This window comes from Nocardioides sp. Z22_16 (assembly GCF_058134365.1).
Genome location: NZ_JBYTTI010000003.1, coordinates 85,699 through 107,436 on the forward strand (window position 1 = coordinate 85,699; position 21,738 = coordinate 107,436).

At 72.6% G+C, this 21,738-nt stretch carries 20 protein-coding genes; 8 read left to right on the plus strand and 12 right to left on the minus strand.

All coding sequences use genetic code 11. The features are described 5' to 3' along the window. Positions 1–25 precede the first annotated feature (25 nt). Together AC3X7R_RS08750 and AC3X7R_RS08755 are read right to left on the minus strand one after the other, a co-directional pair. Positions 26–2,230, minus strand: a complete 2,205-nt coding sequence (locus tag AC3X7R_RS08750; protein ID WP_489965228.1) for a 3-hydroxyacyl-CoA dehydrogenase NAD-binding domain-containing protein — start codon at positions 2,228–2,230, stop codon at positions 26–28. Between the two features lie 37 nt (positions 2,231–2,267). Further along, entirely contained in the window at positions 2,268–3,479 is a 1,212-nt protein-coding gene (locus AC3X7R_RS08755; protein WP_489965229.1) for an acetyl-CoA C-acetyltransferase, read from the minus strand. A gap of 155 nt (positions 3,480–3,634) precedes the next feature. Between AC3X7R_RS08755 and AC3X7R_RS08760 the strand changes: the two genes are divergently transcribed. After that, positions 3,635–4,351: a MerR family transcriptional regulator gene (locus AC3X7R_RS08760; protein WP_489965230.1), complete on the plus strand. Its 717-nt coding sequence runs from the start codon at positions 3,635–3,637 to the stop codon at positions 4,349–4,351. A 10-nt stretch (positions 4,352–4,361) separates the two neighbouring features. Here the strand turns inward: AC3X7R_RS08760 and AC3X7R_RS08765 are convergent, their stop codons facing one another. After that, positions 4,362–5,480, minus strand: coding sequence for a carboxylate-amine ligase (locus AC3X7R_RS08765; protein ID WP_489965231.1), 1,119 nt, complete (start codon positions 5,478–5,480; stop codon positions 4,362–4,364). 130 nt (positions 5,481–5,610) lie between these two features. Here AC3X7R_RS08765 and AC3X7R_RS08770 point away from each other — a divergent pair, with 130 nt between their 5' ends. Continuing rightward, positions 5,611–6,435 (plus strand): class II glutamine amidotransferase, encoded by an 825-nt coding sequence (locus AC3X7R_RS08770; protein WP_489965232.1) that lies wholly within the window; start codon positions 5,611–5,613, stop codon positions 6,433–6,435. A gap of 9 nt (positions 6,436–6,444) precedes the next feature. On the opposite strand, the gene AC3X7R_RS08775 is transcribed toward AC3X7R_RS08770, so the two are convergent. Beyond that, positions 6,445–6,876 carry a pyridoxamine 5'-phosphate oxidase family protein gene (locus AC3X7R_RS08775; protein WP_489965233.1) on the minus strand — a complete coding sequence of 144 codons (432 nt, stop codon included), beginning with the start codon at positions 6,874–6,876 and terminating at the stop codon, positions 6,445–6,447. A gap of 52 nt (positions 6,877–6,928) precedes the next feature. On the opposite strand from AC3X7R_RS08775, the gene AC3X7R_RS08780 reads away from it, so the two are divergent. Further along, on the plus strand, positions 6,929–7,822 hold the full coding sequence (locus tag AC3X7R_RS08780; RefSeq protein ID WP_489965234.1) for an NAD(P)H-binding protein: 894 nt from the start codon (positions 6,929–6,931) through the stop codon (positions 7,820–7,822). On the opposite strand, the gene AC3X7R_RS08785 is transcribed toward AC3X7R_RS08780, so the two are convergent. The 5 genes from AC3X7R_RS08785 to AC3X7R_RS08805 all read right to left on the minus strand — a co-directional run bounded on the left by AC3X7R_RS08785 (position 7,819) and on the right by AC3X7R_RS08805 (position 13,706). After that, a complete protein-coding gene (locus AC3X7R_RS08785) occupies positions 7,819–8,505 on the minus strand; it encodes a CPBP family intramembrane glutamic endopeptidase (RefSeq protein ID WP_489965235.1) in 687 nt (228 codons plus the stop codon). The genes AC3X7R_RS08780 and AC3X7R_RS08785 overlap by 4 nt on opposite strands. A gap of 47 nt (positions 8,506–8,552) precedes the next feature. Continuing rightward, positions 8,553–9,212, minus strand: coding sequence for a DUF5701 family protein (locus tag AC3X7R_RS08790; RefSeq protein WP_489965236.1), 660 nt, complete (start codon positions 9,210–9,212; stop codon positions 8,553–8,555). 130 nt (positions 9,213–9,342) lie between these two features. Then, positions 9,343–10,815 carry a DEAD/DEAH box helicase gene (locus AC3X7R_RS08795; RefSeq protein ID WP_489965237.1) on the minus strand — a complete coding sequence of 491 codons (1,473 nt, stop codon included), beginning with the start codon at positions 10,813–10,815 and terminating at the stop codon, positions 9,343–9,345. A 228-nt stretch (positions 10,816–11,043) separates the two neighbouring features. After that, positions 11,044–12,534 (minus strand): flavin-containing monooxygenase, encoded by a 1,491-nt coding sequence (locus AC3X7R_RS08800; protein ID WP_489965238.1) that lies wholly within the window; start codon positions 12,532–12,534, stop codon positions 11,044–11,046. 20 nt (positions 12,535–12,554) lie between these two features. Next, entirely contained in the window at positions 12,555–13,706 is a 1,152-nt protein-coding gene (locus AC3X7R_RS08805) for a CaiB/BaiF CoA transferase family protein (RefSeq protein WP_489965239.1), read from the minus strand. Between the two features lie 138 nt (positions 13,707–13,844). On the opposite strand from AC3X7R_RS08805, the gene AC3X7R_RS08810 reads away from it, so the two are divergent. Both AC3X7R_RS08810 and AC3X7R_RS08815 read left to right on the plus strand, forming a co-directional pair. After that, the gene (locus AC3X7R_RS08810) at positions 13,845–14,399 is read left to right on the plus strand and encodes a PadR family transcriptional regulator (RefSeq protein WP_489965240.1); all 555 of its coding nucleotides are present in this window, start codon (positions 13,845–13,847) and stop codon (positions 14,397–14,399) included. Then, positions 14,396–16,396 (plus strand): FAD-dependent oxidoreductase, encoded by a 2,001-nt coding sequence (locus AC3X7R_RS08815; RefSeq protein WP_489965241.1) that lies wholly within the window; start codon positions 14,396–14,398, stop codon positions 16,394–16,396. Before AC3X7R_RS08810 ends, AC3X7R_RS08815 begins: the two co-directional genes overlap by 4 nt. A 9-nt stretch (positions 16,397–16,405) precedes the next feature. Here the strand turns inward: AC3X7R_RS08815 and AC3X7R_RS08820 are convergent, their stop codons facing one another. Beyond that, positions 16,406–16,978: a hypothetical protein gene (locus tag AC3X7R_RS08820; RefSeq protein WP_489965242.1), complete on the minus strand. Its 573-nt coding sequence runs from the start codon at positions 16,976–16,978 to the stop codon at positions 16,406–16,408. Next, the gene (locus tag AC3X7R_RS08825; protein WP_489965243.1) at positions 16,975–17,109 is read right to left on the minus strand and encodes a hypothetical protein; all 135 of its coding nucleotides are present in this window, start codon (positions 17,107–17,109) and stop codon (positions 16,975–16,977) included. The genes AC3X7R_RS08820 and AC3X7R_RS08825 overlap by 4 nt, the downstream gene beginning before the upstream one ends. A gap of 100 nt (positions 17,110–17,209) precedes the next feature. On the opposite strand from AC3X7R_RS08825, the gene AC3X7R_RS08830 reads away from it, so the two are divergent. After that, entirely contained in the window at positions 17,210–18,361 is a 1,152-nt protein-coding gene (locus AC3X7R_RS08830; protein ID WP_489965912.1) for a nucleotide sugar dehydrogenase, read from the plus strand. An 8-nt stretch (positions 18,362–18,369) separates the two neighbouring features. On the opposite strand, the gene AC3X7R_RS08835 is transcribed toward AC3X7R_RS08830, so the two are convergent. Then, positions 18,370–19,137 carry an N-acetyltransferase gene (locus tag AC3X7R_RS08835; RefSeq protein WP_489965244.1) on the minus strand — a complete coding sequence of 256 codons (768 nt, stop codon included), beginning with the start codon at positions 19,135–19,137 and terminating at the stop codon, positions 18,370–18,372. A gap of 91 nt (positions 19,138–19,228) precedes the next feature. On the opposite strand from AC3X7R_RS08835, the gene AC3X7R_RS08840 reads away from it, so the two are divergent. Continuing rightward, complete coding sequence (locus tag AC3X7R_RS08840; protein WP_489965245.1) at positions 19,229–20,725, plus strand: hypothetical protein; 1,497 nt, start codon at positions 19,229–19,231, stop codon at positions 20,723–20,725. Positions 20,726–20,738: 13 nt separating this feature from the next. Continuing rightward, a complete protein-coding gene (locus AC3X7R_RS08845) occupies positions 20,739–21,590 on the plus strand; it encodes an SCO6745 family protein (RefSeq protein ID WP_489965246.1) in 852 nt (283 codons plus the stop codon). Positions 21,591–21,738 lie beyond the last annotated feature (148 nt).

A 21,738-nucleotide genomic window follows, 5' to 3' on the forward strand; every position in this document is an offset into this window, starting at 1 on the left:
CCCCTCGGCGCGGGTCAGGCGGGGGTCAGGCGGGGAAGGAGTCGCCCTGCTCCGCCATCTCCCGCAGCCGGGCGGTCGGCGCGAAGCGCTCGCCGTACGCCGCCGCGAGCTCGTCGGCGCGAGCCACGAACGCCGCCAGCCCGACGCTGCCGTCGGCGCCCTCGTACCCGGTCATGAACTGCGCCGCCCCACCGGTGCGGGCCGGGAAGCCGATGCCCATGATCGAGCCGATGTTGGCCGCGGCGGCGGAGGTGATGACGTCCTCCTCGAAGCACCGCGCGGTCTCCAGCGCCTCGATGAAGAGCATCCGGTCCTGCACGTCGCGGAACGGGATCTGCTCCGGGGCCGGCGGGAAGGTCTCGGCGAGGCCGGACCAGAGCCCGGCCCGCCTGCCGTCGGCGTACTCGTAGAAGCCGGCGCCCTTGAGCTTGGAGGAGCGGCCGAGCTCCAGCATCTTCTCCACCACCTGGGTCGAGGGGTCGGCGGAGACGTCCTTGCCCGCCGCCTTCCAAGCCGCCTCGTTGGCGATCCGGATCTTCTTCATCAGCTCGAGGTTGAGCTCGTCGCTGATCTGCAGCGGGCCGACCGGGAAGCCGGCCTGGGTGGCGGCCCGCTCCAGGGTCATCGGGCGGACGCCCTCGCCGAGCATCCGCAGCCCCTCGTTGATCTGGGTGCCGATCACCCGCGAGGTGTAGAAGCCGCGGCTGTCGTTGACCACGATCGGGGTCTTGCGGATCTGCTGGACCACGTCGTAGGCCTTGGCCAGCGTCGCGTCCGAGGTCTCGCGACCCCGGATGATCTCCACCAGCGGCATCTTGTCGACCGGGGAGAAGAAGTGCAGGCCGATGAAGTCGGCCGGGCGGTCGACCCCCTGGGCCAGCTCGGTGATCGGCAGGGTGGAGGTGTTGGAGCAGAGCAGCGCGTCGCCGTTGACGTACGGCGCCACCTCGGCGAAGACCTTCGCCTTGAGCGAGGCGTCCTCGAAGACCGCCTCGATCACCAGGTCGCAGCCGGCCAGGTCGGCGGGGTCGGCGGTCGGGGTGATCCGGCCGAGCAGCTCGTCCGACTTCTCCTGCGTCAGCCTGCCCCGGGAGACGGCCTTGGCGTTGAGCTTCTCGCTGTAGGCCTTGCCCTTCTCGGCGTTCGCCTGCTCCACGTCCTTGAGCACGACCTGCATGCCGGCGCGGGCGCAGACGTAGGCGATGCCGGCGCCCATCATCCCGGCGCCCAGGACGCCGACCTTGGTCGCCTTGAACTTCTCGATCCCCTGCGGCCGCAGCGAGCCGGAGTTGATGGCCTGGAGGTCGAAGAAGAACGCCTGGATCATGTTCTTGGAGTTCTGACCGGTGATCAGGCTGGTGATGTAGCGCGACTCGATCCGCGAGGCGGTCTCGAAGTCGGTCATCGCACCCTCGACCGCCGCGGCCAGGATCGCCTTCTGGGCCGGGTAGTCGGCGCCCTTGAGCTGCTTGCGCAGCAGCGCCGGGAAGGCGGGCAGGAACGCCGCCATCGCGGGCGACTTCGGGTTGCCACCGGGCATCTTGTAGCCGGGGCGGTCCCAGGGCTGCTTCGCCGCGGCGTCGTCGTCCTTGACGCCGGCCAGCCAGGCGCGCGCCGCCGGGAGCAGCTCGTCCTGGGTGGCGACCAGCTCGTCGACCAGGCCCTTGGCCTTGGCGTCGGCCGGCTTGAACTGGGTGCCCTGGAGCAGCACGTCCATCAGCGCGGTCTGCAGGCCGAGCATCCGCACGGTGCGGGTGACCCCGCCGCCGCCCGGCAGCAGGCCCAGGGTCGCCTCGGGCAGGCCGATCTTGATCCTGCTGTCGTCGACGGCGATCCGGTGGTGGGTGGCCAGCGCGATCTCCAGGCCACCGCCCAGCGCGGCGCCGTTGATCGCGGCGACCACCGGGCGGGGGAAGGTCTCCAGGCGGCGCAGGGTCGCCTTCATCGCCTCGACCTCGGCGAAGATGGCGGCGGCGTCGTCCTTGGTCGCCTGGCTCATCATCTTGAGGTTGCCGCCGGCGAAGAAGGTCTTCTTGGCGCTGGCGATGATCACGCCGGTGACGGAGTCCACCTCGTCGTGCAGGCGGCTCACGGCCGCCTCCATCGAGCGCTGGTAGAGCTCGTTCATGGTGTTGGCGCTCGACGTGGGGTCGTCGAGGGTGAGGGTGACGACGCCGTCGGCGTCGCGGTCGTAGCGCACGGCGCTCTGGTCTGTCTGGGTGCTGCTCATGTCAGTCGTGGTTCCTTCGCGGAGAGAGTGGGGGAGGTCAGACCAGCTCGACGATGGTGGCGATGCCCATGCCGCCACCGACGCAGAGCGTGGCCAGGCCGCGACGCTGACCACGGCGCTCCAGCTCGTCGATCAGGGTGCCGAGGATCATCGTGCCGGTGGCGCCGAGCGGGTGGCCCATGGCGATGGCGCCGCCGTTGACGTTGGTGATCTCGTCGTTGATCCCCATGTCGCGCATGAAGCGCAGGGCGACCGCGGCGAACGCCTCGTTGATCTCGAAGAGGTCGATGTCGCCCACCTCGAGGCCGGCCTTGGCCAGCGCCTTGCGCGCGGCCGGCGCGGGACCGGTCAGCATGATCACCGGGTCGGCCCCGGAGACGGCCGCGGCGATGATCCGCGCGCGGGGGGTGAGCCCGAGCTCCTGGCCCACCTGCTCGGTGCCGATCGCCATCAGCGCGGCGCCGTCGACGATCCCCGAGGAGTTGCCCGCGTGGTGCACGTGGTCGATCCGCTCCAGCCAGTGGTACTTCTCCAGCGCCACGTCGTCGAAGCCGGCGTCGGCGCCGATCTGGGCGAACGACGGCTTGAGGCCCGCCAGGCTCTCCGGCGTGGTGCCGGGACGGATGGTCTCGTCGCGGTCGAGCACCACCAGGCCGTTGAGGTCGCGCACCGGCACCACGGCACCGTCGAAGTAGCCGTTGGCCCACGCCTTGGCGGCCCGCGCGTGCGACTGCGCGGCGAAGGCGTCGACGTCGGCGCGGGTGAAGCCCTCGACGGTGGCGATCAGGTCGGCGCCGATGCCCTGGGGCACGAAGCCGGACTTCATCGCGGTGGCCGGGTCCTGGGCCCAGGGGCCGCCGTCGGAGCCCATCGGGACGCGGCTCATCGACTCGACGCCACCGGCGAGGATCAGGTCCTCGAAGCCGCCGCGGACCCGGGAGGCCGCCTGGTTGACGGCCTCGAGGCCCGAGGCGCAGAAGCGGTTGAGCTGGACGCCGGCGACGTGGTCGGGGTAGCCGGCCGCGAGCGCGGCGGTCTTGGCGAGATCGGCACCCTGCTCGCCGATCGGGGAGACGACGCCCAGGACGACGTCGTCGACGCGGCCCGGGTCGAGGCCCGGGTTGCGCTCACGCACCGCGTCGAGCAGCCCGACCGCGAGATCGATCGGCTTGACCTCGTGGAGGGTGCCGTTGGCCTTGCCCTTGCCGCGGGGGGTGCGGATGTGGTCGTACACGAATGCTTCTGCCATGACCGTCCTTGCTGGTGCCGTGGTGCCGCTCGGCTCGCCGTACGGCGTCCGTCGTGGCTGGGTGTGCTGCGATTGTGACACTCTTGCTGTCACAATCGTCAAGAGGCGGGGCCTTCCCTGTCCACTGTGATCCACACCACGCGAGGAGCGACCGCATGGAGAGCACCGTGCCGGACCTGCTCACCCTCGAGGAGCTGACCGCCCGGGTGGGCATGAGCGTGCGCAACGTGCGCTTCTACACCACCCGTGGGCTGGTGCCGCCGCCGATCAGGCGGGGTCGGTCCGGCTACTACACCGCCGACCACGTGGCCCGGCTCGAGCTGGTCCAGGAGCTGCAGAGCCACGGGCTCACCCTCTCCGCGATCGAGCGGTACGTCGCCTCGATCCCCGCGACCGCCTCGGCCGCGGACGTCGCCCTGCACCGGACCATGCTCGCCCCCTGGATGGCCGAGCACCCGGTGTCGATGACCCGCGAGGAGCTGGAGGGGCGGGCCGGACGCCCGCTCGGCGACGACGACCTGGCCACCCTGGAGGAGCTCGACATCGTCCGGCCCGGCCCCGACGGCGGCTACACCGTCGCGGTCTCCCAGCTCTCGGTGGGCCTGGGCCTGCTCGAGCTCGGCTACCCGGTCGAGGCCGCCAAGGCTGCCTCCGAGCTCTTCGCCCGGCACGGCCGGGAGATCGCCGAGGAGCTCTACGAGCTCTTCCGGACCATGGTCTGGCCCACGTACAAGGAGTCCGGGATGACCCCCGCGCGGCTCCAGGAGGTGGTGGAGCGGCTCAAGCCGCTCTCGATCACCTCCCTGGTCTCCGCCTACGAGGCGGCGATGGACGAGACCAAGCGCGAGGGCATCCGGCGGCGCAGCGGCTGAGGCGCCCCGCTCAGCCCTCGTCGCCGGCGGTGATCCGGGCCAGCTGGGAGACGACCGCGGCGGGCGCGCGCTCGGCCAGCAGGGCGCGCTGCCGCGCCGAGCCGGTGCCGTCGCGGAAGACCCGCTCGACGCCCACGTGCACCGCGTCCCGGTCGCCGTAGCTCCCGAGCGCGTCGTCCACGTGCGACAGCAGGGCGTCGACCACCTCGCGGGCGGGCTGCGGCCGGCACGAGGTCGGGTCAATCAGGTGACCGGTCAACCCGTAGCGGCCCGCCTGCCAGGTGGCCAGGCGCAGCACCGGCACCTCGGCGCCGGGGGCCGGCCGGCCGTCGGCCCACTCCCGGGCGGCGGTCTCCACCAGCGCCCGGCTCAGCGCGGCGTACAGCACGGCGTCGCGGACGTCGAGGCAGACGTCGGCGACCCGCACCTCCACCGTCGGGTGCCGGGCGGAGATCCGGGCGTCGGAGTAGACCATCCCCTCGTCGAGCAGGACGTCGGTGGCCAGCATCGCGTCGACGTGCGCGCGGTAGGCCTCCACCGAGCCGAAGACCGGGGTCGGCCCGCTGCTCGGCCAGCGGATCATCATCTGCGAGCGGTAGCTCTCGTAGGCGGTGTCCACGCCGCTGCTCCACGGGGAGTTGGCGCTGAGCGCCAGCAGCACCGGCAGCCAGACCCGGATCCGGTCCAGGACGGCGACCCCCTCCTCGTCGTCCTTCACGTCCACGTGGACGTGGCACCCGCAGGTGAGCTGCTCGGCCATGGTCAGGCCGTAGCGCGAAGCCATCGCGTCGAACCGCGGGGTGCGCAGGTGGCTGGTGCCGCCCTCGAGCGGCGAGGTCCCGGTGGCCAGCACCCGGGCACCGACCTCCAGCGCGCTGGCCCGGGTCCGCTCGCGCCAGGCCCGCAGCGCCTTCTCGAGCGCGTCGAGCCCCACCTCGGGGGGCGTGTCGGTCTCCACCTGGCTCTTCTGCACCTCGTGGCCGAGCGAGCCGCCCTTCTCCGTCGCCGGCGCCGGGTCCCGCGCCTCGCGCACCTCGGCCGCTCTCAGCACCTGCGCCGCCCTGGAGGCCGGGGCACCCGTCGTCGGCTCCACCAGCAGCAGCTCTTCCTCGACACCCATGGCTCGCATGCGCCCTTTCCTACCGCGACGCGCCCGATTCCGTACATCCCTGCGACCGGGCATCCGGGCCCATGAGGCACAGTGGAGACGGATCGGAGACGGATCCCACACCCCCGGACGCCAGGAGGAGACGAACCAGATGTGCCGTTTGCTGGGCTACGTGCGCGAGGAGCCGACGTCGGTGGCGGAGCTGCTCGGACCCGAGGGGCTGGAGGGCTTCACCGCCCTCACAGCCGTGCACGGCGACGGCTGGGGGATGGCCTGGCACGACGAGGACGGCAGCACCCGGTCGGTGGCCTCGCCGAGGTCGGCGGGCGAGGACCAGCAGTACGCCGAGCTGGTCGAGCAGCGCTTGGGGCGCGCCGGCTTCGTCCACCTGCGGTGGGCCACCGGAGGCCTCCCGGTCCGGGAGGAGAACACCCACCCGTTCGTGGACGGCGACTACGCCTTCGCCCACAACGGCCACGTCTCCCCCATCGCCGACCTGGAGACGCTGCTGACCCCGGCGACCCGCGAGAAGCTGGTCGGCGACACCGACAGCGAGCGCTACTTCCGGTTCGTCAAGCAGTGCGTCGACGAGCACGGCGACCTCGAGGCGGGGGTGAGGCACGCGCTGGGCATCCTGCTCCGCGACTTCGCCGACTGCAGCCTCAACGCGCTGATGCTCACCCCGACCCACATGGTCGCGATCCACGTCAACAGCCGGGCGACCTCGCCGCGGGAGGGCCTGCGCAACCTCTTCGACGACGAGGACGACGTGCCCCCGCGCCACCTGAGCGAGTACTTCGCGATGGACTACCGCACCGAGGAGGAGGGCCTGACCGTCATCTCCAGCGGGCTCGACGAGCCGGGCTGGACGCCGCTGCCCGACGACATGGCCGTGATGGTCGACCTCGAGACCCGCACCGTCACCCGGCTCGACCCGGTGCTGGCGCTCCAGGAGCAGGCGCTCGACACCAGGTGAGCAGGCGGCTCAGCCGAGGTCGGTGCGCAGGTGGAGCCACGGCCGGCTGAGGAGGAAGCGGCGGCCGCTGAGCTCGGTCGGGGTGATCTCGACGACGTTGTACTTGAGGTCGTCGACCCACGGCCGCAGCGGGACGTTCTCGGCCCGGTGCTCCTCGTCCTCCTCGAGCTTGCGGGCGGTCCCGCGCAGGACCACGCTGGTCGCCTCGCGGTCGTCGTACTCGTCGACCTCGAACGCCACGTCGGGGTTCATCACGATCCCCAGCAGCTTGCTGCCCTCCGCGGTGCGGAAGAGCAGGGTGCCGTGGTCCACCGCGTAGTTGACCGGGGCGATGTGGACCTCGTCGGCCAGGTGGAAGGCGAGGCGGCCGAACTCACGGCGGGTCAGGAACTCCCAGACCTGGGCCTCGTCGAGGGTGCGGGGGGCGGTCTCACTGCTCATGGCGCGAATCTACTCCCCCGTCGGCCCACGTGCGCCTGCCTAGGCTGCACCTATGACCGCCACCACCGTGCTCGTCACCGGGGCCACCGGCTTCGTCGGCAGCCGTCTCGTCCCCGCGCTCCTGGCGGAGGGGTACGACGTGCGCGCGATGACACGCCGCCCCGCCGCGTACGACGGGCCCGGCAGCGCGGTCGGGGCCGACGTCACCGACCCCGAGAGCCTGGCCGCCGCGATGGCGGGGGTCGACGTGGCGTTCTACCTGGTGCACTCCCTCGACAGCGACGACTTCGAGGCCGAGGACGCCCGGGCCGCCCGGACCTTCGGCGAGCAGGCGGCGGCAGCCGGCGTCCGGCAGATCGTCTACCTGGGCGGCCTCGGCTCCGACGGCGCCGACCTCTCCCCGCACCTGCGGAGCCGGCGCGAGGTCGAGGGGCTGCTCGGCGAGGCGGGCTGCCCCGTCACCGTGCTGCGCGCCGCGATCGTGGTGGGCCGCGGCGGCGTCTCGTGGGAGATCACCCGCCAGCTGGTCAAGAACCTGCCGATGATGGTGGTGCCGCGCTGGTCGGCCACCCGCACCCAGCCGATCGCCCTGGACGACGTGGTCCGCTACCTGGTCGGCGTGGTCGACCACGACCTCGCGCTCGGCCGGGTCTTCGAGGTCGGCGGGTCGGAGGTGCTGACCTACCGGCGGATGCTCGAGATCGCCTCGGAGGTGATGCACGGGGACGCCGTCCCGATCGTCCCGGTCCCCGTCTTCACCCCGCGCCTCTCCTCCTACTGGCTCTCCTTCGTCACCGACATCGACGCCACCACCGGCCGCAACCTGATCGACTCGATGAACACCGAGGTCGTGGTCTCCGACCACTCGATCCGCGAGCTGCTCCCGTTCGAGCCGGTCGGCTACGAGGAGGCGGTGCGCCGGGCCCTGGAGGAGGACGGCCGCTAGGCGATGAGCAGCGGCAGCACCAGCAGCATGGTCAGCGACCAGCTCACGTGGGTCAGCGCCGGCGCCAGGATCCCGCCGGAGGCCCGCCGCTGCAGGCCGCAGAGCACCCCGAGGAGACCGGCGGCGAAGGTGAGCATCACGTTGCCGGTCGCCGCCGTGGCGACGACGTAGGCAAGGCTGGTCCACAGCACCGGGTGCCGCGGGATCGCGGCATAGGCGGCACCGCGGAAGAAGAGCTCCTCGGCGACGCCGCTGACGGCGGTGATCAGCACCAGCAGCGGCACCGAGCCCTCGTCGGCGAAGTCGAGGACCGAGCCCACCTGGTCCTCCAGGAACGGGACCCGCCGCACCACCAGGGCCCCCAGGATGAAGATCCCGGCCAGCCCGAGGCCGAGCGCCAGCGGGGTGAGGACCGGCCGGGTCAGCCGGTCCCGGAAGGCGATCCGGCCCAGGTGGAGCCGGCCCGAGACGAAGGAGCCGGCCGTCCAGAGCGCCGCCAGCGCGGCCGTGCCGAGGTAGAAGAGGTCGTCGCCCGGCTCCAGGCGCACCGACCAGCCGAGCAGGGCGGCGCCGAGCAGCACCACGAGGACGACGACCACCTGGCGCCGGCGCAGCGCGGCTGCGGTGTCACGCTGGTCGCGGGGCACCACGTCCCACAACGCACGACGCACCCAGGCGCGCACCGCCCACCAGCCTTCCCTCGGCAGCGTTCCTGCCCTCTCGGACGACTCTACGAGGGCCACGCACGGCCGGCCGCCGAGGCGACGCCCAGCCAGGGGTGCGGGTTGCCGTCCCAGCACCAGCCGAGCTTGGGCGCCCGGTCGCTGATCCACAGCGCCGGCACCCGCCGGTCGCCGGGGAGCCCGGTGCGCCGGGAGCCGGAGAGCATGAAGCACCTGTTCTTCTCCAGCAGGTGCGGCGCCTGGGTCACCAGTGCGATCCCCTCCTCGATGGTCAGCGGGGTGCGCCCCCGCGAGGTGATCACCGGCAGCGCCTCCTCGGGCGCCACCCCGCAGAACTCCTCCCCTCGCTCGACGCCGAGCAGCAGGTAGGGGGTGGTCGGCGTCCGGAGCCCGGCGACGGGGCGGAAGGGGTCGAGACCCTCCTCCCCGTGGTTGCGGTCGACGACGCCCGGCCGGTTGCCGGAGACCAGGCGGAGCAGCGGCACGGTCAGCGCCGGGTCGACGACCTCGCGGGGCAGGACCAGGACGACGGAGACCGCGCCCGGGCCGTCGGCGTACCCGGTCAGGTCGGGGGCGAGCTCGACCAGGGGCGCCACCAGCGCCCGCAGCTCCGCCTCGGAGAGCCCGGCGAGCGGCGGGTAGCCCAGCTCGACGAGGCGGTCGGTCTGGTGCTGGACGGAGCGGGAGGGGTCGGTCGGTGCGGTCACAGGGCTCCTCGGGTCGGGAAGCGGCTCAACGACCGGGGTGCGCGCGGAGTTCCCTCTCCCACGGTCTCACCACGCACGACGACCCCGCACGGCGCCGGGGCGCCGTACGGGGTCGTGGGTGGTGCTGAGGTCAGCGGCGTCCGCTGAACGACGACGCGCTGTGCGAGGAGCCGCCCGTGGAGGTGCTGTAGACCGAGGCGCTGCCACCGCCGGAGCGACGGCGGTTGCCGCCGCCACTCGGCGCGCCGGCCTTGGCACCCGTGCGGGCACCTGCCTTGGCGCCGGTGCGGCTGCCACCCTGGGCGGTGCCGCCCTGGCCACCGGCCTTGACGCCCGAGCGACGCGAGCGGTTGCGAGCGCCGCCGCCGCTGCGGGCCTGGCCCTGCTCGCCGGCGGGGCGCGTACCCGCCGGTGCCGGGGGTGCGTAACCACCCGGCACCAGCGTGCGCTCGCCCGGCGCGAGCTGGACGAGGATCGGGTGACCCAACGAGGTGACCTTGGTGGTGGTCGGCTTGATGCCGGCCAGACGGGTGAGGTCGCGCACGTCGCGCACCTGGTCGTCGGTCATCAGGGTGATCACGGTGCCCTCGGCGCCGGCGCGAGCGGTGCGGCCCGAGCGGTGCAGGTAGGCCTTGTGCTCCGACGGCGGGTCGGCGTGCACCACGAGGGCCACGTCGTCGACGTGGATGCCACGGGCCGCCACGTCGGTGGCCACCAGGGTGGAGGCCTTGCCGGAGTGGAACGCCTCCATGTTGCGGGTGCGGGCGTTCTGCGACAGGTTGCCGTGCAGCTCGACCGCGGTCACGCCCTTGCTGTTGAGCTGGCGGGCGAGCGCCTTGGCGCCGTGCTTGGTGCGGGTGAAGATCACGGTGCGGCCGGGGGCGCTGGTCAGGTCGACCAGGACCGGGACGCGCTGCTCGCGGCCCACGTGGAGCACGTGGTGCGACATCTTCGAGACCGGGGACTGCGCCGAGTCGGCCTGGTGGGTGACCGGGTTGGTCAGGTAGCGCTTGACCAGGACGTCGATTGCCTTGTCGAGGGTGGCGGAGAAGAGCAGCCGCTGGCCCTGCTTGGGGGTCTTGTCCATGATCCGCTTCACGCCGGGCAGGAAGCCCAGGTCGGCCATGTGGTCGGCCTCGTCGAGGATGGTGACCTCGATGGCCGAGAGGTCGCAGTGACCCTGGCCCATCAGGTCCTCGAGGCGGCCGGGGCAGGCGATGACGATGTCGACGCCCTTCTTGAGGCCGGCGACCTGCGGGCCCTGGCCGACGCCGCCGAAGACGGTCAGCGTGGAGAGGCCGGCCTCCTTGGCGAGGGGGGTGAGCGCGTCACGGAGCTGGGTGACCAGCTCGCGGGTCGGCGCCATGATGAGGGCGCGCGGCTTGCGCGACATCGCCGGCATCTTGCTCGCGTCGAGGCGGGCGACCAGCGGCAGCAGGAAGGCGTAGGACTTGCCGGAGCCGGTCCGGCCGCGGCCGAGGACGTCGCGTCCGGCCAGCGAGTCGGGCAGCGTGGCCGCCTGGATGGGGGTGGGGATGGTGATGCCTTGCGCCTCGAGCACTGCGGACAGGTTCGAGGGCACGCCGAGTTCGGCGAAGTTCATGTGTTGATCTTTCGGTTGGTGTCTCACCAACGCGCTTCCGCCGGTGGCGGGGCTGACGGTCTCGGACCGCTGCGTGTGCCTCACGAGTGTGAGGGCGGATCCCGAGCGTGTCGGGCTCCGCAGGACGCTCGAGGCAAGACTTGACGAGGCGTCTGAGGGGGAGACTACTCCTCCGTCCCGATATCCGGAGAATCCCCGGCCTTTCTCACCGCTCGGGCGGCGGCTGGCTCAACGGAAGGCGAGGACGCCGTCGTCGATCGCCCCGCGGCGGATGGTGCGCACGTCGTGGACGTAGTTCTGCCGCAGCTTCCACGGCTCGACCGACCCCTGCTTGGGCAGCCGGTCGAGCGCGCGGAGCACGTAGCCTGCGCCGAAGTCCATGAACGGCTCCTCGCCCACCTCGGGGTCATGGACCGGGACGGCCGCGCCGTACCCGTGCGCGTCGAGGTGCGCCAGCAACCGGCAGACGTACTCGGCGACCAGGTCTGCCTTGAGCGTCCACGAGGCGTTGGTGTAGCCGATCGTGAAGGCGAAGTTGGGGACGCCGGAGAGCATCATCGCCTTGTAGGCCATCGTCTGCGTGAGGTCGACGGGCTTCCCGTCGACGCACAGCTCCATGCCGCCGAAGGCGAGCAGGTTGAGGCCGGTCGCGGTGACCACCACGTCGGCGTCCAGGTGCGTCCCGTCGGTGAGCCGGACGCCGGTCTCGTCGAAGGTCTCGATGGTGCCGGTGGCGACGTCGGCGTCGCCCTGCTTGATCGCGCGGAAGAGGTCGCCGTCGGGGACCAGGCACATCCGCTGGTCCCACGGGCCGTAGGTCGGCTTGAAGTGGACGTCGACCGGGTAGCCCTCGGGCAGCATCTTGGCGTTGAGCTTGCGGATCAGCCGGCGCATCGGGCCCGGCCACTTCTGGGAGGCCTGGAAGAGGATCGTCGCCTGGGCGACGTTCTTCCACCGGGTCACGGCGTACGACGCCTTCTCCGGCAGGAACCGCTTGAAGGCGCGGCCGATCTTGTCCACGCCGGGCACCGGGAGGACGTACGTCGGGGAGCGCTGCAGCATCGTTACGTGCGCCGCCCCGCCCTCCTCGACGGCCGGCAGCGCCATCGCCGGGACCAGGGTCACCGCGGTGGCGCCGGAGCCGATCACCACGACCCGCTTGCCGGCGTAGTCCAGGCCGGCGGGCCAGTGCTGGGGGTGGACGACGGTGCCGCCGAAGTCGGCCAGGCCGGGCAGCTCGGGCAGGTAGCCGCGGTCGTAGTCGTAGTAGCCGCTGCACGCCCACAGGAAGCCGCAGGTGTAGGTCTCGTGCGCGGTGATCGTGCCGCCGCCGACGTCCTCGCGGGTGGTCTCCACGTCGACGGTCCACCGGGCGCTCTCCGAGTCCCAGTCGGCGGCGACGACACGGCGGTCGTAGCGCACGTGCCGGTCCACCCCGTGCTCGGTGGCGGTCTCCTTGACGTACTCCAGGATCGAGGCGCCGTCGGCCAGCGCCTTCTCCCCGCGCCACGGCTTGAACCGGTAGCCGAGGGTGAACATGTCGGAGTCCGACCGGACGCCGGGGTAGCGGAAGAGGTCCCAGGTACCGCCCATCCGCGGGCGGCGCTCGAGCATCAGGTAGCTCTTGCCCGGCAGCTCGCGGCTCAGCTGGCTGGCCGCTCCGACCCCGGAGAGGCCGGCTCCGATGATCAGCACGTCGACGTGCTCAGGGGTACCCATGGCGAGAATCTAGCGCGGGCTCAGGCCTGCACGGCGGCGCCGGAGGCGAGGAGGCCCTCGACGTCGGTGACGCCCCAGGCCTCCAGCGCCTCGCGGGTGCTGCCGCCCACCGCCTGCGGGGAGCGCTGCACGGTCGCCGCGGTCCGGGAGAAGCGCGGCGCCGGGGCCGGCTGCAGCACGCCGTCACGCTCGACGTAGGTGCCGCGGGAGGCCAGGTGGGGGTGGCGCGCGGCTTCGGCCATCGGCACGATCGGGAAGACGCAGGCGTCGGTGCCGTCGAAGACCTCGGCCCACTCGGCCTGGGTGCCCTCCTTGAAGCGGGCGGTGAACGCCTCCCGGATGGCGGGCAGGTTGGCCGGGTCGTCGCGGTCGGGCAGCTCCTCGAGGCCGAGCAGCCGGACCAGCTCGGCGTAGAACTGCGGCTCCAGCGCGCCGACCGAGAGGTGCTGGCCGTCGCTGGTCTCGTAGACGTCGTAGTAGGGGACGCCGCCGTCGAGCAGCGAGGCCGCGCGCTGCTCCCCCAGCACGCCCATCGCCTGGAGGCTGGCGCCCATCAGGTTGAGGTGCGCGGTGCCGTCGACGATCGCGGCGTCGACCACCTGGCCCTGCCCGGAGACCTTCGCCTCGAGCAGCGCCGCGAGCACGCCGATCACCAGGTACGTCGACCCGCCGCCGAAGTCGCCCAGCAGGTTGGTCGGGAAGTGCGGCCGGTCCCGGTCCTGGCCGAGCCCGTGCAGCACCCCGGCGGCCGCCACGTAGTTCATGTCGTGCCCGGCGACCTCGGCGAGCGGGCCCTCCTGGCCCCAGCCCGTCATCCGGCCGTAGACCAGCGCCGGGTTCCGCTCCCAGCACTGCTCGGGCCCGAGACCGAGGCGCTCGGTGACGCCGGGGCGCATCCCCTCGACGAGCACGTCGGCGCTCGCGACCAGCTCGAGGACGGCGGCCACCGCCGCCGGGTTCTTCAGGTCGAGGGCGACGCTGGGCCGGCCCCGGGTGAGCAGGTCGGCCGGCCCGCCACCGAGCGGGTTGCCCCCGGGCCGCTCCACGCGGATCACGTCGGCGCCCAGGTCGGCCAGGATCGTGCAGGCGTGCGGCCCGGGGCCGATCCCGGCGATCTCGACGACCTTGACGCCCGCGAGCGGGCCAGTTCCCTGACCGAGTGCGTAGACCATGCTCGGCATTGTGACAGAACCACTGTCACAATTGCGGGATCACTCGTCCGCCAGCCCGTGCTCCTCGCCCTGCCGAGAGCGGGAGCCGCCCATTTGTGGGGATTGCAACTCGTTGCACTGGTATGCCACTCTTCCGCGGTGGCCCTGGAACACGCCCTGCTGGTGGCGCTCAGCGAGAAGCCCGGCTCCGGACTGGAGCTGGCCCGTCGGTTCGACAAGTCGATCGGCTTCTTCTGGCACGCCACCCACCAGCAGATCTACCGGGTGCTCGCCCGGATGGAGGGCGACGGCTGGCTGGAGGTCGAGGTGGTCCCGCAGGCCGGCAAGCCCGACAAGAAGGTCTACGCCGTGACCAGCGCGGGCGCCGCGGCGCTGGCGGAGTGGCTCGCCCGCCCCACCCCGATGGAGGAGCTGCGCAGCGAGATCGCGGTCAAGATGCGCGGCGCCTCGTTCGGCGACCGCGCCGCCGTGCTCGAGGTGCTCCGCGGCAACCTGGCCGACCACCACCTGCGGCTCGACCACTACCGCCGGATGGAGAAGGCCTACGCCGACCCGGCCGACCTCCGCGGCCACGAGCTCGACCAGTACCTGGTGCTGCGCGGCGGCATCCGGCTGGAGGAGTTCTGGATCGGCTGGCTCGACGACTACCTCGGCGCCCACGGCGCCGCACCCCACCAGGAGGACCACCCGTGAGCGACTACCCGCACCTGCTCTCCCCGCTGCAGCTCGGCCCGCTGGCCCTGCGCAACCGGGTGGTGATGGGCTCGATGCACACCGGGCTCGAGGACGCCCCCTGGCACCTCGACCGGCTGTCGGCCTACTTCGCCGAGCGCGCCCGTGGCGGCGTCGGGCTGATCGTCACCGGCGGCTACGCGCCCGCCAAGCGGGGCTGGCTCAAGCCCCTGGCCTCGGAGATGACCACCCGGCTCCAGGCGATGCGCCACCAGCGGGTCACCGCGGCGGTGCACGCCGAGGGCGGCGCGATCGCGCTGCAGGTGCTGCACGCCGGGCGCTACGCCTACCACCCGTTCAGCGTGGGCGCCTCGACGCGCAAGTCGCCGATCACCCCGTTCAAGCCCGCCGCGCTCTCCACCAAGGCCGTCGACCGGACCGCGACCGACTTCGCCAAGTCCGTGGCGCTGGCCAGGAAGGCCGGCTACGACGCGGTCGAGATCATGGGCTCCGAGGGCTACCTGATCAACCAGTTCCTCGCCGCCCGCACCAACGACCGCACCGACCGGTGGGGCGGCTCCGCGGAGGCCCGGATGCGCTTCCCCGTCGAGGTGGTCCGGCGCACCCGCGAGCTGGTCGGCGACTTCCCCGTGGTCTACCGGATCTCGCTGCTCGACCTGGTCGAGGACGGCCAGACGTGGGAGGAGACCACCGAGCTCGCGCTCCGCCTGGAGGAGGCCGGCGTCACGGCGTTCAACACCGGCATCGGCTGGCACGAGGCGCGGGTGCCGACGATCCTCACCCAGGTGCCACGGGCGGCGTGGCGCTCGCTGACCGCCCGGCTCAAGGCCGAGGTCTCGGTGCCGGTCTGCGCCTCCAACCGGATCAACACCCCGGAGGTGGCCGAGGAGATCCTCGCCTCCGGCGGCGCCGACCTGGTCTCGATGGCCCGCCCGCTGCTGGCCGACCCCGACTTCGTCAACAAGGCCGCCGCCGGCCGCGCCGACGAGATCAACACCTGCATCGCCTGCAACCAGGCCTGCCTCGACCACACCTTCAGCAACAAGACGTCGTCCTGCCTGGTCAACCCGCGCGCCTGCCACGAGACCACGCTGGTGCTGGGTCCGGTGCGTCGTCGCGAGCGCGTCGCCGTCGTCGGCGCCGGCCCGGCTGGGCTGGCCACCGCGGTGAGCGCCGCGGAGCGCGGCCACGCCGTCACCCTCTTCGAGCGGTCCGCCGAGATCGGCGGCCAGTTCCGGCTGGCGCGGCAGGTACCCGGCAAGGAGGAGTTCGCCGAGACGCTGCGCTACTTCGCCCGGCGACTGGAGGTGCTGGAGGTCGACGTGCGCCTCGGCACCGAGGCCCGCGCGGGCGACCTGGCCGGCTTCGACCACGTGGTCGTGGCCACCGGCGTGGAGCCGCGGGTGCCGCGGATCGCGGGGATCGACCACCCCAAGGTCGTCTCCTACGCCGACGTGCTCAGCGGCCGGGTGGTCCCGGGCCGCCGGGTCGCGGTGATCGGGGCGGGCGGCATCGGGGTCGACGTCTCGCACTTCCTCACCCACGACCCGGCCGAGGAGGGGCTCGAGGAGTGGATGTCGCACTGGGGCGTCGGCGACCCCTCGGTGCACCGCGGCGGGCTCACCGAGGCCAAGCCGCGTCACGCGGTGCGCGAGGTCACCCTGATCCAGCGCAAGGAGACCCCGATCGGCGTCGACCTCGGCAAGACCTCCGGCTGGGCGCACCGCGCGGTGCTCAAGCAGTCCGGGGTGCGCCAGGTCCGCGGGGCGACCTACGAGCGGATCGACGACGCCGGCCTGCACCTGGTCGTCGACGGCGACCCGCAGGTGCTCGACGTCGACCACGTGGTGGTCTGCGCCGGGCAGGAGTCGGTGCGCGACCTCTACGACGCGCTGGAGGGGCCCGCGGTGCACCTGGTCGGCGGAGCCGAGGTGGCCGCCGAGCTCGACGCCAAGCGGGCCATCAAGCAGGGCACCGAGGTCGCGGCCGCGCTCTGAGCGTGCCGCTCAGCCGCGGGTGCGGGTGAGCTCGGCGGTGACGTAGTCGTCGTTGCAGGGCTGGACCTTGCCACCGACGATCGGGCAGTGCGGTCCGTGCTGGGCGCCCTTGGTCACCGTGTAGACGTCGAGCCGGGCCTTCCGGTTGAAGGGCTTCGGGTCGTCGGCGCCGTCGAGCTCCATCCGCACCCGGTTGCGGGCCTGGTCCCACTCGGCGTCCACCGGGATCGCGGTCCCCTCGCTCTGGCCCGCGCGGGTGAACGTCCCGCGGGCGACGAGCTGCCCCTGGCGGTAGCGGGTGCGGACCTTCACGCTGCTGCCGTCGGGGTAGTAGACGCTGCCGTAGACCCGCGTCTTGTTGCGGTTGAGCCGGGCTACCTTCGCCACGAAGACGGTGCGCGCCTGCTCGTAGCTGAGCCGCCCCTTGAGCAGCTGGTTGGCCGGCTCCTGGAGCCGCGGGCCCTTCTCGTCCACGACCGAGACGCTCTCGGCGGAGGCCGGCGGTCCCACGGCGAGGAGCCCGGCAGCCAGCACGCCCGCGACGGCGCCCGCCCGCAGCCGGGCGCCGGCGCCTGCGCTCATCGTCCGCCCGCTCGCCTGGCCTTGGCTTTCTCGACGGCTGACTTGATCTTGGCCTGGTTGTGAGGCTTGCGCGCCTCGTCGTACACCTTCTTGGCGACTCCGGCCAGGGCGAGGTTCCGCATGATCTTCATGCCACCCCCGTACCCGTCCTCCCTAGACTCACTCCTCGTGACCACGGACCCGAGCAGCACCGACCCCCGCTCCGCCGCCGACTGCCCCCGGATCGTCGTGGTGGGGCTGGGGTACGTCGGCCTCTCCATCGCGGTGCTGCTCGCCCAGCACTGCGACGTGGTCGGCGTCGAGGTCGACCCGGCCAAGGTCGACGCGCTCAACGCCCGCAAGTCGCCCATCCACGACGCCGAGATCTCCGACTACCTCGCCACCCGCGACCTGCGGCTGAGCTTCACCCTCGACCCGGCCGCCGCCTACGCCGACGCCGAGTACGTCGTGATCGCCACCCCCACCGACTACGACGCCGCGACCAACTACTTCGACACCTCCACCGTCGACTCCGTGATCCGCGACGTCACCGCGGTCAACCCCGACGCGGTGATGGTGATCAAGTCCACCATCCCCGTCGGCTACGTCCACGACGTCCGCGCCCGCCTCGGCACCGACAACGTCGTCTTCTCCCCCGAGTTCCTCCGCGAGGGCAAGGCCCTGCTCGACAACCTCCACCCCTCCCGCATCATCGTCGGCGAGCGCTCCGCACGGGCCCGCCGCTTCGCCGACCTGCTGCTGGCCGGCTCCCTGGAGTCCGACGTCCCGGTCCTGCTCACCGACCCCACCGAGGCCGAGGCCATCAAGCTCTTCGCCAACACCTACCTCGCCATGCGGGTCGCCTACTTCAACGAGCTCGACTCCTTCGCCGTCACCCGCGGCCTCGACACCCGCGCCATCATCGACGGCGTCGGCCTCGACCCCCGGATCGGCACCCACTACAACAACCCGTCCTTCGGCTACGGCGGCTACTGCCTGCCCAAGGACACCAAGCAGCTGCTCGCCAACTACTCCGAGGTCCCCCAGACCCTCATCTCCGCCATCGTCGAGGCCAACCGCACCCGCAAGGACTTCATCGCCTTCGACATCCTCGACCGCCAGCCCCGCGTGGTCGGCATCCACCGCCTCATCATGAAGGCCGGCTCGGACAACTTCCGCTCCTCCTCCGTCCAGGGGATCATGAAGCGGATCAAGGCCAAGGGCGTCGAGGTCGTCGTCTACGAGCCCGAGCTCGGTGACGACACCTTCTTCGGCTCCCGCGTCATCCGCGACCTCGCCACCTTCAAGCACGAGGCCGACCTCATCGTCGCCAACCGCCTCACCGACGACATCGCCGACGTCGCCGACCGCGTCTACACCCGCGACCTCTTCGGCTCCGACTGACGCGTCGCTCAGGCGCCGGTGCGGTGCCGCACCCAGACGTTCGGCTCGACGTAGACCGCCGTGCCGTTCGCCACGTCGCAGTGGACCGGGGTGAGCGCGCCCGGCACCTCGACCGGCCCGGTCCGGTCGAAGGCGAGACCCGTCCAGGAGCGCCACTCCTCGAGCGTCCCGGGGATCACCATCGAACGGGGCGCCACCGAGTCGATCCGGCCTCCGGCGCGCACGTGCACCCGCAGCCACGGGTCGACGGGCAGCCCGTCGTCGCGGACGGCGAAGGCATGCGCGGACATCGGCTGGTGCGGGTCGGTCTTCCCGTTCGGCCGCACCGGCGCCACCAGCTCGGGGTAGCCGAGCCGGGCGGCGTTGTCGCGCAGCGCCACCAGCACCTGGTGGGAGAGGCCGCGTCCCTGCAGGTCCGGCCGGACCGCGATCTCGACCGCGGAGACGGCGTTCGGCTCCCGCCGTCCGGGCAGCCGGCTTGCCAGGCCCCGGCGGATCACCCCGTCCCACCCGTCGGCGGGCAGCTCGTCACCGTCGAGGTGGAAAGGGACGGAGAATGCCTTGGCGGCCACCTCTCCCGACTCGTCGAAGCAGACGAGCACGTGCTCGGGGAACTGGTCCAGCGCGGCGTAGTAGCCGTTGCCGATCGGGTCGTGGAGCATGAACTCCGGCCACGAGCTCGGCATCTCCCAGAGGGCGTCCTCGAGCGAGGGATCGTCCGCCAGGACGGCGAAACGCAGGGTGGGGGCGGGCTGTTCCGAGGCATTCGTTGTCACCTCACCATCCTGCCGGGCCGGTCTGACCATCGCGTGCCCGGGCTGTGGACACGGCTTACTGTTCGAACAGGTGTTCGACTACTCTTGGATCATGGAGCTTGAGGGAGAGACGGCGGGACCGGCCGGGACGGTCGAGGAGAGCGCGGCCGGCGCAGACTGCGGCCTCGACGTCTCCGGGCTCGACGCGCCCGCCGTGCTGGAGCGGGTGCAGGTCGCTCTCCTGGCGCGTCGCCGGGCCGAGGTGGAGGACCTGACGCTGCTCGCGCAGTGGGCGTTGCTCCACGGCAGTGATCCGGGCGACGACCCGAAGGGGTCGGCCTGGGACAGGCTGATCGACGTGGGCGGCGAGGGCACGCCGCGGCTGCGGGAGCTCTGCCTGGCCGAGCTGGCCGTGGTCCGCCAGGTCCACGTGCTCTCGGTGCGCTCGGCGATGGCCGACGTCCTCGACCTGATCCACCGGCTGCCCCGCACGTGGGCGGTCGTCAGGTCCCTGGAGGGCGAGGTCTGGCTCGCCCGGCGGGTGGCCTCCATGTCGCGACGGCTCGCGATGACCGACGTCGGGGTGGTGGACGCCGCGATCTCCCGGTGCCTCGCCGGGGAGGCGCCGGCGCGGGTGCTGGAGGTGGCCGAGGCCAAGATCATCGAGGCCGACCCGGCCGGCCACGCAGCGCGGCTCGAGCAGGAGCGGACCAGGCGGTTCGTCTCGCTCTCCCGCAGCGACGAGCACGGCCTGCGGCACCTGATCGCCCGGGTCGAGGCCGGTGACGCGGTCTACGTGGACGCGATGGTCGCCCGGGTGGCGGAGATCCTCGCCGGCCAGATTGCCGACGTCCCGGCCGAGCAACGCCCCACCGCCGACCAGCTGCGCGCCGAGGCGCTCGGCTGGCTGGCACGCCCCGCCGAGCTGCTCCAGCTCCTGCTCGAGCACGCCGACGGCGGGCCTGGCGAACCCGACCAGCGCACGACCCGGGCGCTGGCGTTCCCCGCCGACCTCCTCACCGCCCTGCGCAGCATCGACCCCGCCTGCCTCCGGCCCCGGGCGACCGTCCACGTCCACCTCACCGACGAGGCGCTCACCGACCCGACGCGCGCCGTGGCCCGGGTCGAGGAGCTGGGCCCGGTCCTGGCCTCGCAGGTCGCGGCGTGGCTGCGGCACAGCCACGTGACGGTGAGGCCGGTGGTCGACCTGGCGGACCACGTCGCCACCACCTCCTACGAGCACCCGGAGGGGCTCAAGGAGCGGGTCTGGCTGCTCACCGGTGGCCGTGACATGTTCCCCTGGGCCACCGGCCGGTCGCGGCGCGTCGACTACGACCATCCCGAGCCGTTCGTCCGCGGTGGACCACCCGGGCAGACGGGCACCCACAACTCCCAGCCGCTCTCCCGCCGCCACCACCGGTTCAAGACCTACGCCGGGTTCCAGGTGCGGCAGGTCGCCGCCGGCACCTACCTGTGGCGGAGTGCCCACGGCCACTACTTCTCCGTCGGGCCCCGCGGGACCACGCCGGTGAGCCCGGAGGTGGGAGCGGTCTGGTTCGCCGCCGACCGGGCCGGGTTCGAATTCGTCCAGGTGCGGCTCGCGGGCTGAGTAGTGTCGCGCCATGACCGACGCCGATGAGCTCGAGCTGACCAAGACCTCCCGAAAGGCCTGGGGCGCGCTGGAGGTGGTCCACGTCCTGGCCCACCTCGCGGCCCCGGTCACCCAGGCCTACGTCGACCTGGGGCTGCGGCCCCGGTTCTCCTACTTCGCGGCGCGCTCCGCCCCCTTCGGCGCGGTCGGGCCGGCGGTCCCGACGGCCACCTTCTACGGCTTCGCCCCGTGGCTCTTCGACAAGACCCTGCCCTCCTCCTGGGAGATCGCCTCGCCGGAGAAGGTGCTCGACGCCCAGCGCCGGGCGATGACCGAGCTGATGGCGCAGGTGACGGGCGAGCTCGAGGAGAGCGAAGTCGCCGAGCTCGTCGGCCTGCTCCGCACGGTCTGCGACGGCCTCACCGCCCCCGGCCGCCCGCTCTACGCCGCCTACGCGGCCCTGCCCTGGCCCGAGGACCAGGGCCTCGCGCTCTGGCACGCGGCCACCCTGATCCGCGAGCACCGCGGCGACGGGCACCTCGCCCTGCTGGTCCGCGCGGAGCTCGACCCGGTGGAGGCGGGCGTCCTCAACGGCCTCTTCGCCGGCACCATGGAGTTCCTCCGGGCCACCCGCGGCTGGACCGACGAGGAGTACGACGCCGGCCGGGCGCGGCTGGAGGCCCGGGGCCTGGTGGCCGACGGAGCGCTCACCGAGGAGGGGGTGCGCTTCCGCCGCGAGCTGGAGCGGGAGACCGACCGGCTGGCCCTCGAGGGCTGGCGCCACCTCGGCCTCGACGGCACCCGCCGGGTCCTGGAGCTGGCGGTCCCGGTGCGCGACGCCACGCTGGCCAGCGGGTTCCTGCCCGACTGGATGACCGGATGACCAGCGGGGTACGGGACGCCATGACCACGACACCAGGCGAGCCCCTGACCGACCCCGAGATCGTCCCGAGCGGCGACCCCGCGCCGATCCCCGACCCCGACTCCCCGGAGACCGAGCCCGCGCCGCTCTAGCGTGCTCTCCGGCGCGC

Excerpts from the sequence above, each read along its gene's own strand:
- AC3X7R_RS08775 (WP_489965233.1), bottom strand. The coding sequence starts at position 6,876 with ATGAGCAGTGAGACCGCCCCCCGCACCCTCGACGAGGCCCAGGTCTGG.
- AC3X7R_RS08760 (WP_489965230.1), top strand. The coding sequence starts at position 3,635 with ATGGAGAGCACCGTGCCGGACCTGCTCACCCTCGAGGAGCTGACCGCC.
- AC3X7R_RS08845 (WP_489965246.1), top strand. The coding sequence starts at position 20,739 with ATGACCGACGCCGATGAGCTCGAGCTGACCAAGACCTCCCGAAAGGCC.
- AC3X7R_RS08800 (WP_489965238.1), bottom strand. The coding sequence starts at position 12,534 with ATGGGTACCCCTGAGCACGTCGACGTGCTGATCATCGGAGCCGGCCTC.
- AC3X7R_RS08840 (WP_489965245.1), top strand. The coding sequence starts at position 19,229 with ATGGAGCTTGAGGGAGAGACGGCGGGACCGGCCGGGACGGTCGAGGAG.
- AC3X7R_RS08805 (WP_489965239.1), bottom strand. The coding sequence starts at position 13,706 with ATGGTCTACGCACTCGGTCAGGGAACTGGCCCGCTCGCGGGCGTCAAG.
- AC3X7R_RS08795 (WP_489965237.1), bottom strand. The coding sequence starts at position 10,815 with ATGAACTTCGCCGAACTCGGCGTGCCCTCGAACCTGTCCGCAGTGCTC.
- AC3X7R_RS08765 (WP_489965231.1), bottom strand. The coding sequence starts at position 5,480 with ATGCGAGCCATGGGTGTCGAGGAAGAGCTGCTGCTGGTGGAGCCGACG.
- AC3X7R_RS08820 (WP_489965242.1), bottom strand. The coding sequence starts at position 16,978 with ATGAGCGCAGGCGCCGGCGCCCGGCTGCGGGCGGGCGCCGTCGCGGGC.
- AC3X7R_RS08770 (WP_489965232.1), top strand. The coding sequence starts at position 5,611 with ATGTGCCGTTTGCTGGGCTACGTGCGCGAGGAGCCGACGTCGGTGGCG.
- AC3X7R_RS08780 (WP_489965234.1), top strand. The coding sequence starts at position 6,929 with ATGACCGCCACCACCGTGCTCGTCACCGGGGCCACCGGCTTCGTCGGC.
- AC3X7R_RS08750 (WP_489965228.1), bottom strand. The coding sequence starts at position 2,230 with ATGAGCAGCACCCAGACAGACCAGAGCGCCGTGCGCTACGACCGCGAC.
- AC3X7R_RS08825 (WP_489965243.1), bottom strand. The coding sequence starts at position 17,109 with ATGAAGATCATGCGGAACCTCGCCCTGGCCGGAGTCGCCAAGAAGGTG.
- AC3X7R_RS08755 (WP_489965229.1), bottom strand. The coding sequence starts at position 3,479 with ATGGCAGAAGCATTCGTGTACGACCACATCCGCACCCCCCGCGGCAAG.